Source organism: Aeromonas sp. V90_14 (assembly GCF_029967615.1).
GTDB lineage: Bacteria > Pseudomonadota > Gammaproteobacteria > Enterobacterales > Aeromonadaceae > Aeromonas > Aeromonas hydrophila.
In genome coordinates this window covers 49871-62433 of the sequence record NZ_JASCAS010000045.1, presented here as the reverse complement: position 1 = coordinate 62433, position 12563 = coordinate 49871, and the positions used below count along the sequence as shown (strand labels likewise).

The window sequence follows — 12563 nt, the reverse complement described above, 5'->3', positions numbered from 1 at the left end:
TTTCAAGGGGCATGAGGCGGCTATCAGGGGGCGCGATAGAAGCGGTTCAGCTCGTTCATCACCTGGATCATGACGCCCATGTCCGGGGTGCCGTGCTTGATGGGACGGTAGCTGTTTCGCTCCAGCAGCTCGAAGTCACCCTGCTTGTTGAAGTGGGTGATGGTGTTGCCCTGATAGATGGCAAAGTCGCGTTGATCCCCCGCCAGCAGCCAGTTGCGCGGGCTGGTGTCGAACAGGTTGCGGCCGATGCTGTAGTCCCGTGGCGCATTGCGCACCCCCAGCATGCTCTGCATCAGGGTCGGCACCAGATCCAGGTGGCTGCTCACCGGGCTCGTCGGCAGGGTATCGTTGCCCGGCCAGGCCAGCACGAACGGTACCTGCACCTGATAGGGCGAGTAGTTGGTGCCATAGCCCCAGCTGTTGTTCTGGGTCTCGTTGAATTCCTGACCGTGGTTGGCGGTGACGACGACGATGGTCTGTTCGCCAAGCCCCTGCTGTTGCAGCTGGGCCAGCATCTGTTCCAGCAACTGGTCGGTATAGAAGACCGCATTCTTGTAGCGGTTCTCCAGCTTCACCAGATTCTCGGCCTGATAGGCGGTGGCCGGGTTGAACTTGGTGAGCTCCGGCTGGAAGGGCCCCTTCACGTTGGCCGGCAGCTGGTAGTCACCCGGGCTCGACAGATAGACCAGCGAGAACCAGGGCCGGTCTGGCGAGCGCTTGGCAAGCCACTGCTGCCAGTCGCCGATGAGCTGGGTGTCGTCGGTCTGCTCGGAGACGAACACCTGCTTGCGCAGGCCGGAGAGAATGCTCTGGCGGTACTTCTGGGCATCTTCCAGCGCGCCGAACAGGCCGAACTGGTAGTCCTGGCGCAGCATCTCGTCGAACAGCACCGGCGGCGTCTTGTCGTTGCGAATGTCGTCGTAGTAGTGACCCGGCAGGCCGTAGAACAGGCTGAACATCCCCATCACATCGTCGTTGCCACCGCTCATGTGGTTGGCAAAGTTGAGGTGCTGATCCGCATAGCGCTGCAGATTGGGCATGTTGATGTTGTTGAGCATGTCGGCCCGCAGGGAGTCGACCACCACGATCAGCAGGTTCTTGTGGGTCAGCGGAGCGTTGACGCTGAGCGGGCGCAGCGGGTAGCGCAAGCGGCTCGCATTGTCACCATCCTGTGATTCGGCCTTTTTCTCGTACTGGTCCAGATCCAGCCAGCCGTGCTTGGCGAGGAAGCTCTTGGCGGTCATCGGGTAGGAGAGCGGGAAGTTGGCGCGCTGCATGGTGATGGGCTGATACAGGGTGGCATCGGCCCAGCTGTTGACCACGTGGGTCAGGATGAAGCAGACCAGCAGGGCCAGCCCCACCTGATTGCCGTACTGACGGCGCTTGCGCTTGTTGATCTTGCGCCAGACATAGGCCGACAGCAGCAGTTGCAGCAGGAAGATGGTGGGCACCGCCACGAAGATGATGCTCCAGATCGAGCCTTCCTCGGTCTGGGCCTGATCCAGCAGCAACTGCCACACCTGGCCGTTGAGGTGGAACTTGAACAGCTGGAACACCTGGGTGTCGATGAGCAGCAGCACCAGCGCCAGGGTGGCGATGATGGCCGAGATGAAGCGCAGCGGCTTCTCCTTGGGCAGCACGAAACTCAGGGGGAAGATCGTCAACAGATAGGTGACAAAGCTCAGAAACGAGAAGTGACCGATCCAGCTGATGATGAGATAGGTCACGCCGAGCGTGGTCGACGGCCAGCTGATCGCCCCCAGGTAGCGGGTGGCAATCAGCATGGCCAGAATGATGTTGAAGAAGGAGAACCAATGCCCCCAGGTGATCAGGCGAGAAACATTATCACGATAGGGGTTGCCGGTTTCGACCATAGTGATCCATCTGCTTGAAAAACATCAAAGAATGCGAAGAGACTCAGTGAGCATCGTGGCGATGATCCACCGAGGCGGTGAGCGCCTGGATGTATTTTTCGGTGATCGCCTGACGCTGGGCCGGGGCCATGCCATTGATGATATTGGTGGTCAGGTTGCCGAGCACCATCAGACTCAGATCCACCGGCGCTTTGTGCTTCTCCAGGGCGGTGATCAGGTCGTTCATCAGGGCGTCAAACTGCTCGTTATTGTACTTTGATACGATGGGCATAATCTTGGGTTCATCTCGGTTCAAAGCGCCTTATAATACTTCACCCTTTCGGCTAACACTATGGCTTTGTGACATGAGTCTCGATATCGACAAGATCATTCTTCACTCCCTGCGCCAGGGCGGCGATGGTCAACCTCACGCCGACACCCGCAGCCAGCTCCTGCCTGCCGATGAGGCGGTACAGGGGCTGATGGCGGAGCTGCATCGCATTTACAACGGCAAGGGGGGCAAGGGCTTCGGCTTCTTTGCCGACCCCGAGGCCGCCGTCGCCGAGCTGATGGAGGGGGAGAGCGCCCCCAAACAGCCTTCTCCGCTCTTTCGCATCGCCCTCGAACGGCTGCTCGGCGAACAGACCGACTTCGTCCCCTTCTCGGTCGAGATGACCCAGCTGCTGGTCAAGCAGCTGGTGGAGCACGCCCTCGACGAGCAGGGGGTGCTGCTGTTTGCCAAATACAACTACGTGGGGGTGGATTATCTGATGATCGCCCTGCTGGAGGGCAAGGAGAGCGTCACCGTCAGCGAGGCGCTGGAGCTGCGTCACATCCAGTATCTGGATATCGGCAAATTGAACCTGGTGGCCCGCATCGATCTGACCGAATGGAAAACCCAGCCGGATTCGCGCCGTTATATCACCTTCAGCAAGGGCCGGGTCGGCCGCAAGCTGGGTGACTTTTTCATGGATCTGCTGGGTGCCCGCGAGGGGATGGATGCCAAGATCCAGAATAAGGGGCTGCTGCAGGCGGTGGACGATTATTGCGACAGCCGCCAGCTCGAGCCGGCCGAGCGCAACGACTACAAGAAACAGGTCTTCAAATATTGCACCGAGCAGGCCAGCGCCGGTGAAGAGATCGAGATCAAGGAGCTGTCGGCGGAATTGCCGGGCGATGGCGATCTCGATTTTTACAGCTTCATCGGTCAGGAGTACGAGCTGGAAGATCGCTTCCCGGCCGACCGTTCGACCCTGCGCGGCTTGACCAAGTTCGTCGGCTCCGGTGGCGGCCTGACTTTGAGCTTCGAGCAGAAGCTGCTCAACAGCCGGGTGTTCTACGATCCCCAGACCGATACCCTGACCATCAAGGGGGTTCCGCCCAACCTCAAGGATCAGCTGCTGCGCCAGTCGTAATGTGATCTGCTTTCCAGTTTTGGCAAAAAGACACCGCACTTCGCTGCGGTGTCTTTTTATTTAACGGGGTAGGCAGCAGCGAAACCAACTCGGTGCTTTGTTAACAAATTAAACAGAATAATCCCCGTGAAAGGGTTTTCAGTGAGGTGAAAACCCTTTCATTCATGTTTTTTTATTTCCTTTTGGTAATTTAATTTCTTAATTTGGCGATAAATATGCCAATAAATGGCGATAACCCCCTGAAATAAGAAAATGTTTTCAGAACTTTCTGGAAGAAAATACGTAATTGCGTTTCAAAAATGCGAGTTGCGTCATGTGAGGCGGTAACGGCTTGGGATAATATTCATCTCGCACACAATGCTCTTACAGCGCGGAACTAATACAAGGAAAGGCTCATGAAAAAGAAATTGCTGTCATCCCTGATCGGTCTGGCTACTCTGGGCGTGGCTTGCTCTGCCACTGCCGCCATTGACGAAGGTCAACTGACCATCTGGATTAACGGTGACAAGGGATACAATGGTCTGGCCGAAGTAGGTAAGAAGTTTGAAGCCGAAACCGGCATCAAGGTGACGGTTGCGCACCCTGATCAGGTGGAAGTGAAATTCCAGCAAGCCGCTGCCACCGGCAACGGCCCGGACATCTTCTTCTGGGCTCACGACCGTTACGGTGAGTGGGTCAAGGCCGGTCTGCTGGTCCCCGTGACCCCGAATGCAGCCACCAAAGCCAAGTTTGAACAGTTCGCCTGGGATGCCATGACCGTCGATGGCAAGACCTACGGCTACCCGGTTGCCGTGGAAGCGGTCAGCCTGATTTACAACAAGGATCTGCTGCCGGAGCCGCCGAAGACCTTCGAAGAGATCGCCAAAATTGACGAGACTCTGAAGAAGAACGGCAAGCGCGCCATCATGTGGGCCTATGACACCCCCTATTTCAGCTACCCGCTGGTGGCTGCCAACGGTGGTTATGCCTTCAAGAAAACCGCTACCGGTTATGACGTGAAAGACACCGGCGTGGCCAACGCGGGTGCCAAGGCCGGTGTCGGCTACATCTCCGAGATGATCAAGTCCGGTCACCTGGAAAAAGGCATCGACTACGGTGTGATGGACGCCAAGTTCAACAAGGGCGAAGTGGCCATGATGATCAACGGTCCCTGGGCCTGGAGCAACCTGGACAAGAGCGGCATCAAGTACGGCGTAGCGCCGCTGCCGACCCTGAAGGGTAAACCGGCCAAGGCCTTCGTCGGCGTGCTGGGTGCCACCATCAACGCCGCCAGCCCGAACAAGGATCTGGCCATCGAGTTCCTGGAAAACTACCTGCTGACCGACGCCGGTCTGGCACCGGTCAACGCCGACAAGCCGCTGGGCGCCGTGGCGCTGAAGTCCTTCCAGAAGACCCTGGAATCCGATCCGCACATCAAGGCAACCATGCAAAACGCCCAGAATGGCGAGCCGATGCCGTCCGTGCCTGAGATGAGCCGTTTCTGGTCCTCCTTCGAAACTGCCCTCAAGAACGTAACCTCCGGCCGTCAGAGCGTTGACGAAGCCCTGGATACCGCTGCCAAGCGTATCGTTCAGTAAGCACGCACTACCCGGGAGGCCGCAATGGCCTCCCACTCTCTCAAATCTCTCTTGGCGTTATAAAGGTTAATTGGCATGGAAGTAGTACCTTCTATTGAATCCTATGCCGGTCCGAAGGATAAGCACACCTGGCTTAAGTGGACCATTGCTGCTCTGGTAGCCATCCTCAACGGTTATGCAGCCGTGATGATGTACGCCAGCGGTGAGTGGGTATTCGCTCTGCTGGATCTGGTGGTGGTCTCCGTCGGTCTGTATGTCTTCATGAACAAGAAGACCTATGCCCACCGCTATATCTTCCCCGGTGTGGCCGGCATGGTTGTTTTTATCATCTTCCCTCTTGCCTACACGATCGGCATCGCCTTCACCAACTATTCGGGATCCAACCTGCTCTCCATCGAGCAGGCGCGAGATTACCATCTGAAAAAAACCTATAAGGTGGCGGGCGGTGAATTCGATTTCACCCTCTTGGGTGGTGAGAACAATCAGTTTCAGCTGCTGCTGAAACAGGACGACCAATCCTTTATCAGTCAACCCGTTACCCTGATGAGCAACAAGGCCCGTGAACTGGCTGTCCGCGAGGGCAGAGTCCATGAACCGGTGCAGGTTGTTCAGCTGCAACCCCTGGAAGGGGAGGCCGTGGACAAGGTGGCGCCCATCCGGGCCATCGTCGACCATCGCACCCACCTGAGCGCACTCGATCTGGTGCTGCCGGATGGCGGAACCCACCTGACCCTGAGCAGCCTGCGCAAGTTCGCCGCCCAGAAGCAGCAGTACACCCGTCTGCTGGACGGTGCCGTGCTCAAGTCCGGGGTGGTGATCAAAGACAGCAACCTGCTGCGTGACAACCAGAGCGGCGAGCTGATGCTGCCCAACGGCGACACCGGCTTCTATCAATACATCGACGAACAGGGCCAGTTTGTCGGCAAGAGCGTGGCGCCAGGCTTCGTGGTGAGCGTGGGCTGGAAGAACTTCGCCCGCATCGTCACCGATCCGGGTATCCAGGCTCCGTTCCTGCAGATCTTCGTCTGGACCGTGATCTTCTCCGCCTGTTCGGTGGGCTTCACCCTGGCCATCGGCATGGTGCTGGCCTGTCTGGTGCAGTGGGAGTCCCTCAAGGGGCGCGGCTTCTACCGGGTCATGCTGATCCTGCCCTATGCCATCCCGGCGTTCATCTCCATCCTGGTGTTCAAGGGCTTGTTCAACCAGAACTTCGGTGAGATCAACCTGTTCCTGGAAGCGGCGTTCGGCATCAAGCCGGACTGGTATACCAACCCCTTCCTGGCCAAGGTGATGATCCTCATCGTCAACACCTGGCTTGGCTACCCCTACATGATGATCCTCTGCATGGGCCTGCTCAAAGCCATTCCGGAAGATCTCTATGAAGCGTCCGCCATGGACGGTGCCGGTCCGGTGCAGAACTTCTTCAAGATCACAGTGCCGCTCTTGATGAAGCCGCTGACACCGCTGTTGATTGCCTCGTTCGCCTTCAACTTCAACAACTTCGTGCTCATCCAGTTGTTGACCAACGGCGCGCCGGACATCATCGGCGCCAGCACCCCGGCCGGTACCACCGACCTGCTGGTGAGCTACACCTACCGGATCGCGTTCCAGGGCTCGGGTGGTCAGGACTACGGTCTGGCCAGTGCCATCGCCACCGCCATCTTCCTCATCGTGGGTGCGCTGGCCTTGCTCAACCTGAAATTGTCCAAAGCCGACAAGCAACTGTAAGGAGGCTTCAACATGGCAATCGTACAACCCAAATCAGTCAAATACCGGGTGTGGGCAACCCACCTGGTGATGTGGGGCTTCCTGGCACTGATCATCTTCCCGCTGATCATGGTCATCGCCATCTCGTTTAGAAACGGCAACTTCGCGGTAGGGGAGATCATCCCCTCCAACCCGACCCTGGATCACTGGAAGCTGGCGCTGGGCATGTCCATCACCAACGCCGACGGCAGCATCACGCCGCCGCCGTTCCCGGTGCTGACCTGGTTGTGGAACTCCATCAAGATCGCGGGCATCACCGCCCTGATGATCGTGGTGCTCTCCACCACCTGTGCCTACGCCTTTGCCCGCCTGCGTTTTCGTGGCAAGTCCACCATCCTGCAGGGCATGCTGATTTTCCAGATGTTCCCGGCGGTGCTGGCACTGGTGGCCATCTATGCGCTCTTCAACAAGATTGGTGACTACATCCCCTGGCTGGGTCTCAACACCCACGGCGGCCTGATCCTGGCCTACATGGGCGGCATCGCCCTGCACGTCTGGACCATCAAGGGCTACTTCGAGACCATCGACTCCTCCCTGGAGGAAGCGGCGGCCATCGACGGTGCCACCCCGTGGCAGGCATTCCGCCTGATCCTGTTGCCCCTGTCGGTGCCCATCCTGGCGGTGGTGTTCATCCTGGCCTTCATCGGTTCCATTACCGAGGTGCCCATGGCCTCCATCCTGCTGCAGGATGTGAACAATCTGACCCTGGCGGTCGGGGCCCAGCAGTACCTCTATCCGCAGAACTACCTGTGGGGTGACTTTGCCGCAGCCGCCGTGCTGTCGGGCTTCCCCATCACAGTGGTGTTCTTGCTCGCACAGCGTTGGCTGGTTGGCGGTCTGACCGCTGGCGGCGTGAAAGGTTAAGGTTCATGGCCGGGGGAGCCGACTCCCCCCGCCATCACGATTTGCAAAGATTCAAGAGCGGAGCTCGACATGGCTGAAGTAGTACTCAACAACGTTCGCAAAAATTACGACCCGGCTGTTCACAAGGACACCCTGCGCAATATCAACCTGGCCATCAAGGAAGGGGAGTTCATCGTCTTCGTCGGTCCGTCCGGTTGCGGCAAGTCCACCCTGCTGCGGATGATCGCGGGTCTGGAAGACATCACCAGCGGCGAGCTGACCATCGGCGGTCGTTACATGAACGACGTGCCGCCGGTAGAGCGCAACGTGGGCATGGTGTTCCAGTCCTACGCCCTCTATCCGCACATGAACATCTACGAGAACATGGCCTTCGGCCTCAAGCTCAAGAAGATGGACAAGGAGAACATCCACAAGCGGGTGATGCGCGCCGCCGAGATCCTGGGTCTCGAGCCGCTGCTGGACCGCAAGCCCAAGGCACTCTCCGGCGGTCAGCGTCAGCGGGTCGCCATCGGCCGCTCCATCGTCCAGCAACCGCAGGTGTTCCTGTTTGACGAACCCCTGTCCAACCTGGATGCCGCCCTGCGGGTCAAGATGCGCATCGAGATTGCCAAGCTGCACAAGGAGCTCAACTCCACCATCATCTACGTGACCCACGACCAGGTGGAGGCCATGACCCTGGCCAACCGCATCGTGGTGCTGAGCCCGCTCAAGGGCGAGGCGACCACCAACCTGGAGCAGTTCGGTACTCCGCTCGAGCTCTACCACAACCCGGACAACAAGTTCGTGGCCGGCTTCATCGGCTCTCCCAAGATGAACTTCCTGGCCGGTGAGCTGGTGGAGATTGGCGAGCAGGAGTGCGTGGTCAAGCTGACCACCGGCGATACCGTGCGTGCCCGGGTCGATGCCCGCAGCGGCGCGGTCGGCGACAAGGTGGAGCTGGGCATTCGTCCCGAGCACCTGGTGCCGCTGGATCACCCCCATGCCGACAGCAAGGTGAGCGGGGTGGTGCAGGTGGCTGAACACCTGGGGGCCGAATCCTTCGTCTACATGGACGTGGCAGGGCATGACTTCACCGTCAAGGCCAGCTCCGACGTGGATGTGGCCACCGGCCAGCAGTACAGCGTCGGCATTCCGGCCGAAGCCTGCTACCTGTTCGATGCCAAGGAGCAAGCCTTCCCGCGCACGGCCAAATACATCCGCACCTGATCAGGGGCGGCTGCCGAGGTTTTCCTTTCTTTAGATTCAATGCCTTTTTGCCGGTCGCAAGACCGGCTTTTTATTGCCTGCCGTTTGGCGAGAACGGCAGGCGAGGTGGCAGGGCTCAGCCCTCGAGTGCGGCGGTAATGTCGGGCACGAAGTGCTGGTTGGCCAGCGGTGGGCGCTCATACCCCTCGGTGTTGATGGGGGGCAGGGTGATGGGCTCGTAGTGGATCGCCTCATAGGGTACTTTGCCCAGCAGGTGGGAGATGCAGTTGAGGCGAGCGCGGCGCTTGTCGTCCGCCTCCACCACGAACCAGGAGCAATCCTCGGTGTCGGTGTAGGTGAACATGTCGTCCTTGGCGCGGGAGTACTCCACCCAGCGCGAGCGGGACTGCAGGTCCATCGGGCTGAACTTCCAGCGCTTGATGGGGGTGTTGATCCGCTCCTTGAACCGTTTTTCCTGCTCCTCGTCGCTGACCGAGAACCAGTATTTGATCACCGTGATGCCGGCGCGGATCAGCATCCGCTCGAACTCGGGGCAGGCCCGCAAAAACTCGCGATACTCGTTGTCGCTGCAAAAGCCCATCACCCGTTCGACCCCGGCCCGGTTGTACCAGGAGCGGTCGAACAGCACCATCTCGCCGGCGGCGGGCAGGTGGGCCACGTAGCGCTGAAAGTACCACTGGGAGCGCTCGCGATCCGAGGGGGCGGGCAGCGCCGTGACCCGGCAGACCCGGGGGTTGAGGGGCTCGGTGATCGCCTTGATGACGCCCCCCTTGCCGGCGGCGTCGCGGCCCTCGAACAGCACCACCACTTTGAGCCCCTCCTGCTTGACCCACTCCTGCAGCTTGACCAGCTCCTCCTGCAGATGGGCCAGGTGATGCTCGTAGGTCTTCTTGTCCAGGCGCGGGCGTTTCTTGCTCTTGTCCTTCGGCATGCTCTTCTCCTTATTGACACTTTTCCAGATTGCACCAGGCAGGCGTCACTGCCAAGAGGGTCGTGCTACACTGCCGCCCCGTCAATAGTCGGCACCAGAAACAGGAGAAAACATGAAGCAATTTATGGAGATCGCGGGCCGCCAGATGGGCTATCTGGACGAGGGGCAGGGCCCGGTACTGTTGTTTGGTCACAGCTACCTGTGGGACAGCGCCATGTGGGCGCCGCAAATCGAGGCCCTCAAGGGGCAGTATCGCTGCATCGTGCCTGAGCTGTGGGGCCACGGCGATTCCGATGCGCTGCCCGAGGGGGCCTGCACCCTGGCAACCCTGGCGCGCGATCATCTGGCGCTGCTCGATGCGCTCGGCATCGATGAGTTCGTGCTGGTGGGTCTCTCCATCGGCGGCATGTGGGGCGTCGAGCTGGCACGCATGGCACCCGCGCGCCTCAAGGGCCTGGTGCTGATGGACAGCTTCGTCGGCCTCGAGCCGCAGATCACCAGCGAGCGCTACCTCGGCATGCTGGCGATGATCGAGCAGCTTGGCACCATCCCGGCCCCCATCGTCGAGCAGGTGGCGCCGCTGTTCTTTGCCGATCAGCCGGATGCCGACCTGATGAGCGGTTTCAAGGCGCGTCTCGCCGCCTGGCCGGCCGACAAGGTGGCCGCCATGGTGGCGGTGGGCCGCAGCTTCGTGACCCGCGAGGATCGCATCGAGTGGCTGGAAGCGATCAGCGTGCCTGCGCTGGTGATGACCGGCAGTCAGGACAAGGCACGGCCGGTACTGGAAGGCTATCTGATGGCCGAGGTGCTGGGTTGCCCGTTCAAGGAGGTGCCGGCGGCCGGCCACATCGCCTCGCTGGAAAATCCGGCCTTCGTCAATGAGCAGCTCGGCGCGTTTCTGGCTGCGCTGTAAGCCTGAATTGGCAGCCTGAGTAGGCTGCACTATCAGCCTGACGATGGTCGTGAAAAAGGGAGCCGATGGCTCCCTTTTTGTTTTGCGCGTGTGGTCTTGTCGTTGCCTGCTATGCCGACTACCAGATATAGCCGATCCCCACGCCGGCATAGAGTTCGCCAGTGTGCTGGACCAGCGGGCTGTGCTCGATGTCGCCGTCGTACCATTCGTAGTTCATGGCAAACATGCCAATCCAGTTGGGGCTGAAGCGATAGCTGGTGATGAGCGCCGCCATGGGGGAGAGGGTTGACCCCGTATCCCAGGCCGGGCGCTGGGCGGTGGCCTCGCTTTCGGAGATGCCGCCGAAGTAGTAGTTGGCCATCTTGTCGCTGCGCAGCATCACCCCCATCCCCGGCATGATCAGCAGCTTGTCACGCAGGATGGGAAAATCGGCCCACAGCAGCAGCTCCTGACCCTTGCTGCGGCCGCTGATGTCGCTGCTGGCCCGCACGGTCAAGAGGGCGTAGGGAGTGGTGAGGTTGCCACCGATCCCGCCTTCCAGCTGCCATTTGCGCTGTTCCATGCCGGTGAAGGCGGGCGACTCCTCGGGATCCAGATTGCCAAAACGCACCCGGCCATAGCCATACAGGGCGACATGTTCATCCTTGTGGAAGTAGTAACGCGCCCGATCGCCGAGAAACATGAACTGCTTGCCGAAGTAGATAAAACCCGGGATGGCGTAGGTGGCATTATCCTGCGCCTCATAGCGGGCTTGTCCCCCGATGAGCGCCGCACCGGCGACAAAGCCTTGTGGCACCGGGCTGGTGGGACTGTCGCTGGTGAGCAGATCCATGGCACCAAGGTCGATATCGGCACGGGCGGGCATGGCGGCCGCGAGGAGCAGGGCCGTCAGCCCTGCTGCTCTGATTTGACGCAAAAAGGTCATGGACACTCCGTTGTCACGATTGCATGGGAAGTGGGTTATTTCGCTGCGGGCAGCTCTTCGCGCTTGGGCCAGGCGTTGAGCACCGCCTTGACCAGGGTGGCGAGGGGAATGGCGAAGAAGACCCCCCAGAATCCCCACAGGCCGCCGAATACCAGCACGGCGATGATGATGGCCACCGGATGGAGGTTGAGCGCCTCGGAGAAGAGGATGGGCTCCAACACGTTGCCGGTGAGCACTTGAATAACGGTGTAGACCACCATCAGCCAGGTGAACTCCGGCGTCAGTCCCCACTGGAACAGGGCCACCATGGCCACCGGTACCGTCACCGCCGCGGCGCCGATGTAGGGGATCAGCACCGAGAAGCCGACCGCCACCGCCAGCAGCACCGAGTAGCGCAGCCCCAGCATGGCGAAGGCCACATAGCTGATCACCCCGACGATCAGGATCTCGATGACCTTGCCGCGGATGTAGTTGAGGATCTGCTCGTTCATCTCCACCCAGACCCGGTTGACCAGGGTGCGGTTGCGCGGCAGGAAGCGGCGCAGTCCGCCCATCAGGATCTGCTTGTCCTTGAGCATGAAGAACACCATCAGCGGCACCAGAATGGCGTAGATGAGGATGGCCACCACGTTGATGAGGGAGCTGAGGGAGGCGCTCACCAGCTGCTCGCCCCCGGTCAGGATGCGCTGGCGGATGTTGTCGATGATGGTCTCCACTAGGGTGACGTTGATGAGCTCGGGGTACTGCTCCGGCAGGGTGCGCACATAGTCCTGGGCATGGGAGAGCATGGCCGGGGACTCCTTGGCGAGGTTCAGCCCCTGGCTCGCCAGTGTCGGGATGAGCCCGAGGAACGCCATGGCGGTGAGGGCGATGAACAACAGCAGGATGAGGCTGGTGGCCAGAGTACGGGAGAGCCCGGCCCGTTGCAGCCGGCTCACCGGCCACTCCAGCAGGTAGGCCATCACCAGCGCCACCAGCAGCGGCGCCAAGAGATCGCCGAACAGCCAGAGCACGGCGAAACAGGCCACCAGCAGCAGGAACAGGGTGACGGCATCGGGATCGGAGAAACGGGTCTGATACCAGCGCTTGATGACTTCTAACATGGCGACATC

The 12563-nt window shown here is 60.1% G+C and carries 11 protein-coding genes; 6 read left to right on the top strand and 5 right to left on the bottom strand.

What is annotated here, in order from left to right; translation table 11 throughout:
* Positions 1-23: 23 nt before the first annotated feature.
* Positions 24-1874: a DUF3413 domain-containing protein gene (locus tag QLG02_RS18855; RefSeq protein WP_282465883.1), complete on the bottom strand. Its 1851-nt coding sequence runs from the start codon at positions 1872-1874 to the stop codon at positions 24-26.
* A 43-nt stretch (positions 1875-1917) separates the two neighbouring features.
* The gene (locus QLG02_RS18850) at positions 1918-2145 is read right to left on the bottom strand and encodes a DUF1414 domain-containing protein (RefSeq protein WP_011705556.1); all 228 of its coding nucleotides are present in this window, start codon (positions 2143-2145) and stop codon (positions 1918-1920) included.
* Positions 2146-2218: 73 nt separating this feature from the next.
* Between QLG02_RS18850 and yejK the strand changes: the two genes are divergently transcribed.
* The 5 genes from yejK to ugpC all read left to right on the top strand — a co-directional run bounded on the left by yejK (position 2219) and on the right by ugpC (position 8682).
* The gene (gene yejK / locus QLG02_RS18845) at positions 2219-3268 is read left to right on the top strand and encodes a nucleoid-associated protein YejK (protein ID WP_282465882.1); all 1050 of its coding nucleotides are present in this window, start codon (positions 2219-2221) and stop codon (positions 3266-3268) included.
* A gap of 395 nt (positions 3269-3663) precedes the next feature.
* Positions 3664-4845 (top strand): maltose/maltodextrin ABC transporter substrate-binding protein MalE, encoded by a 1182-nt coding sequence (malE, locus tag QLG02_RS18840; RefSeq protein WP_011705558.1) that lies wholly within the window; start codon positions 3664-3666, stop codon positions 4843-4845.
* Between the two features lie 75 nt (positions 4846-4920).
* On the top strand, positions 4921-6573 hold the full coding sequence (gene malF, locus QLG02_RS18835) for a maltose ABC transporter permease MalF (RefSeq protein ID WP_043166496.1): 1653 nt from the start codon (positions 4921-4923) through the stop codon (positions 6571-6573).
* Between the two features lie 12 nt (positions 6574-6585).
* On the top strand, positions 6586-7476 hold the full coding sequence (malG, locus tag QLG02_RS18830; RefSeq protein ID WP_005299600.1) for a maltose ABC transporter permease MalG: 891 nt from the start codon (positions 6586-6588) through the stop codon (positions 7474-7476).
* Between the two features lie 69 nt (positions 7477-7545).
* Entirely contained in the window at positions 7546-8682 is a 1137-nt protein-coding gene (gene ugpC, locus QLG02_RS18825; protein ID WP_011705560.1) for a sn-glycerol-3-phosphate ABC transporter ATP-binding protein UgpC, read from the top strand.
* 115 nt (positions 8683-8797) lie between these two features.
* On the opposite strand, the gene ppk2 is transcribed toward ugpC, so the two are convergent.
* Positions 8798-9613: a polyphosphate kinase 2 gene (gene ppk2 / locus QLG02_RS18820; protein WP_282465881.1), complete on the bottom strand. Its 816-nt coding sequence runs from the start codon at positions 9611-9613 to the stop codon at positions 8798-8800.
* A gap of 112 nt (positions 9614-9725) precedes the next feature.
* Between ppk2 and QLG02_RS18815 the strand changes: the two genes are divergently transcribed.
* Complete coding sequence (locus QLG02_RS18815; protein ID WP_282465880.1) at positions 9726-10526, top strand: alpha/beta fold hydrolase; 801 nt, start codon at positions 9726-9728, stop codon at positions 10524-10526.
* A 118-nt stretch (positions 10527-10644) separates the two neighbouring features.
* On the opposite strand, the gene QLG02_RS18810 is transcribed toward QLG02_RS18815, so the two are convergent.
* Both QLG02_RS18810 and QLG02_RS18805 read right to left on the bottom strand, forming a co-directional pair.
* On the bottom strand, positions 10645-11451 hold the full coding sequence (locus tag QLG02_RS18810) for a MipA/OmpV family protein (protein WP_282465879.1): 807 nt from the start codon (positions 11449-11451) through the stop codon (positions 10645-10647).
* 35 nt (positions 11452-11486) lie between these two features.
* A complete protein-coding gene (locus tag QLG02_RS18805) occupies positions 11487-12554 on the bottom strand; it encodes an AI-2E family transporter (protein ID WP_039215776.1) in 1068 nt (355 codons plus the stop codon).
* Positions 12555-12563: the final 9 nt, after the last annotated feature.

What these genes read in the sequence shown, in the direction of transcription:
- malE (WP_011705558.1), top strand. Translation starts at nt 3,664, where the DNA reads ATGAAAAAGAAATTGCTGTCATCCCTGATCGGTCTGGCTACTCTGGGC.
- QLG02_RS18855 (WP_282465883.1), bottom strand. Translation starts at nt 1,874, where the DNA reads ATGGTCGAAACCGGCAACCCCTATCGTGATAATGTTTCTCGCCTGATC.
- ugpC (WP_011705560.1), top strand. Translation starts at nt 7,546, where the DNA reads ATGGCTGAAGTAGTACTCAACAACGTTCGCAAAAATTACGACCCGGCT.
- QLG02_RS18805 (WP_039215776.1), bottom strand. Translation starts at nt 12,554, where the DNA reads ATGTTAGAAGTCATCAAGCGCTGGTATCAGACCCGTTTCTCCGATCCC.
- yejK (WP_282465882.1), top strand. Translation starts at nt 2,219, where the DNA reads ATGAGTCTCGATATCGACAAGATCATTCTTCACTCCCTGCGCCAGGGC.
- malG (WP_005299600.1), top strand. Translation starts at nt 6,586, where the DNA reads ATGGCAATCGTACAACCCAAATCAGTCAAATACCGGGTGTGGGCAACC.
- QLG02_RS18850 (WP_011705556.1), bottom strand. Translation starts at nt 2,145, where the DNA reads ATGCCCATCGTATCAAAGTACAATAACGAGCAGTTTGACGCCCTGATG.
- QLG02_RS18815 (WP_282465880.1), top strand. Translation starts at nt 9,726, where the DNA reads ATGAAGCAATTTATGGAGATCGCGGGCCGCCAGATGGGCTATCTGGAC.
- malF (WP_043166496.1), top strand. Translation starts at nt 4,921, where the DNA reads ATGGAAGTAGTACCTTCTATTGAATCCTATGCCGGTCCGAAGGATAAG.
- ppk2 (WP_282465881.1), bottom strand. Translation starts at nt 9,613, where the DNA reads ATGCCGAAGGACAAGAGCAAGAAACGCCCGCGCCTGGACAAGAAGACC.
- QLG02_RS18810 (WP_282465879.1), bottom strand. Translation starts at nt 11,451, where the DNA reads ATGACCTTTTTGCGTCAAATCAGAGCAGCAGGGCTGACGGCCCTGCTC.